A 1,685-nucleotide genomic window follows, 5' to 3' on the forward strand; every position below is an offset into this window, starting at 1 on the left:
AAAGATCGCAGCCTGCGGCAGCTCCTACAATGATCGCGCACACCCGCGAAGTTGCGGGTGGACACAAATCCCGTAGGAGCTGCCGCAGGCTGCGATCTTTTGGGGCCATTCAGCTAGCTGAACCATCACGTCTTTAACTCGCCCTCGGACAGGCTCCACTGCGCCCGGTATTCCATCAGGAAGTCGACAAAGGCCCGAAGCCGCAACGGGGTGTGGCGTCCGCCCGGGTAGAGCAATGTAAAGGGCCGGGACCGTCCGTGGAACGCTTCAAGGACTTCGATCAGGGAGCCTTCCGCCAATTCTTTTTCAACGATGAATTTATAGGTCTGAAACAGGCCTGCGCCGTGCTTGGCCAGGGTCACGCCGCCCAATACATCGTCCGAACAGCTATAGCCGCCTGCGGTCAGCAGGTCCTGGTCTTCGCCCTTGTCCTTGAACAACCAGGCGATGTGCCGGCCGCTGCTGGGCAGCTCGAATTGAATGCACTCATGCTGGTGCAGGTCGTCCAGGGTTTGCGGCGTACCGGCACGCTGCAGGTATTCAGGGCTGGCCACGGTGACCAGTTGTGCGTCTTCCAGATGACGGGCGATCAAGCCTGAATCGGGCAGGACCCGGACCCTGATCGCCATGTCGTAGCCTTCCTCGATGAAGTCGATGTTGCGGTTGCTGACGTGGGCCTCGACCTTGACCGCCGGAAAACGCGCTCGGAAGATCGGCAGCAACGGCAGGATGCGGTGATGGGCGTAGGTGGTGGGCACGCTGATGCGCAAGGTTCCGGAGGGGGTTTGTTGTTTGCCCATCACTTCCCGTTGCGCTTCGACCAACTGGGCCAGGGCCTGGCGGCACTGTTCAAAGTACGCTCGGCCGCTTTCCGTCAGTTTGACGCTGCGGGTGGTTCGGGCGAACAGCCGCACACCCATGCGCGCCTCCATCCGCGACACCGAGCGACTGACCGCAGCCGGGGTGACACCGGCGACCGCGGCTGCGGTGGTGAAACTGCCGGACTCAGCCGCCAGGCAAAACAACTCGATGCTGCCCAGCTGAATATCTTCGAACTGTCGCTTCATGATTGATTACACCATGGATCAAATGAAGTACTCAGACCTGTATTTATCAAACAAAAGTAAAGAAATACAGTGAATTCAACCCGAGCAGTTCCTTCAGAAAAAGGGCTCTGGGACAACCTATGAAACCCAATTTTTGCAGGTACCCAACATGAACTCTCCAAGAACTGTAGTAATCACCGGCGCGTCGAGCGGTATTGGCCTGGGCCTGGCAAAGGCTTATCTGGAGCAAGGCTACAACGTGGTCGGCAACGCTCGCACTGAACAGCGTCTGCGCGAAACGGCCGAGCAACTGGGCAACTCCCCGCGCTTCATCGGCGTGGCGGGCGACGTTGCCGAGCCGGATACCGCCCAGCGGCTGTTCCAGGCCGCCATCGAGGCCTTCGGCCAGGTCGATATCCTGATCAACAACGCCGGGATTTTTCAGGCCAAGCCGTTCATTGACTACAGCCCGCAAGACCTGGAAGCGATGATCAGCACTAACCTCAAGGGCTTCGTTTATCCATCCCAGGTTGCTGCAGCGCACATGATTCCACGCAAGCAGGGTTTCATCGTCAACATTACCGCGAGCGTGGCCTTGCAACCGAACCAACAGGTACCGGCGACCTTGCCGGTATTGAT

Annotated in this window: 2 protein-coding genes; one reads left to right on the forward strand and one right to left on the reverse strand. The window is 58.9% G+C overall.

Annotation, left to right across the window (positions count from 1 at the left end):
• Nucleotides 1–125: 125 nt before the first annotated feature.
• A complete protein-coding gene (locus F8N85_RS33970; RefSeq protein WP_150802030.1) occupies nt 126–1,067 on the reverse strand; it encodes a LysR family transcriptional regulator in 942 nt (313 codons plus the stop codon).
• Nucleotides 1,068–1,215: 148 nt separating this feature from the next.
• Here F8N85_RS33970 and F8N85_RS33975 point away from each other — a divergent pair.
• A partial coding sequence (locus tag F8N85_RS33975; protein WP_150807678.1) for an SDR family NAD(P)-dependent oxidoreductase occupies nt 1,216–1,685 on the forward strand: 470 nt, incomplete at its 3' end.

Source organism: Pseudomonas fluorescens, from assembly GCF_902497875.1.
Classification (GTDB): domain Bacteria; phylum Pseudomonadota; class Gammaproteobacteria; order Pseudomonadales; family Pseudomonadaceae; genus Aquipseudomonas; species Aquipseudomonas fluorescens_BR.

Excerpts from the sequence above, each read along its gene's own strand:
- F8N85_RS33970 (WP_150802030.1), bottom strand. The coding sequence starts at position 1,067 with ATGAAGCGACAGTTCGAAGATATTCAGCTGGGCAGCATCGAGTTGTTT.